Here is a 305-nt window from a genome sequence, read left to right as displayed (position 1 = left end):
GATGGCTTTTCTGGTTTTAGGCAGTACGCAATTAACCCACCAAGTAAGTTCAACATGAATCCATGCAGACTCCTGTGTCTAGAATGCTCTATCTGAGAAATATTCTTTAGTTGGTCGTTGATGGTTTCAATGATGAACCGCTTAGACAACATTGCTCTGTCCCAAGCCGCTAATAACTTCGGTTTCATGTTCTTTCGGTGAGTCGTTATTAGGCTAATACCATCCTTTTTCAAGTCTGCTGTTAGCGCTTTACTGATATAGCCTTTATCTGCATAAAGCTTATCTAATAGCCCTTTTGACAACTC

1 protein-coding gene is annotated in these 305 nt (G+C 40.3%); it reads right to left on the bottom strand.

Annotated elements, in window-relative coordinates; all coding sequences use genetic code 11:
• Nucleotides 1–305 (bottom strand): transposase (locus AACW06_RS20305; RefSeq protein WP_192076405.1); only part of this gene is annotated, 305 nt, incomplete at both ends.

It is taken from the genome of Vibrio sp. S12_S33 (genome assembly GCF_963889785.1).
In the GTDB taxonomy this organism is placed as follows: domain Bacteria; phylum Pseudomonadota; class Gammaproteobacteria; order Enterobacterales; family Vibrionaceae; genus Vibrio; species Vibrio aestuarianus.
Note: the sequence above shows the minus strand (reverse complement) of the source record. Positions and strands in the feature narration are given on the sequence as shown.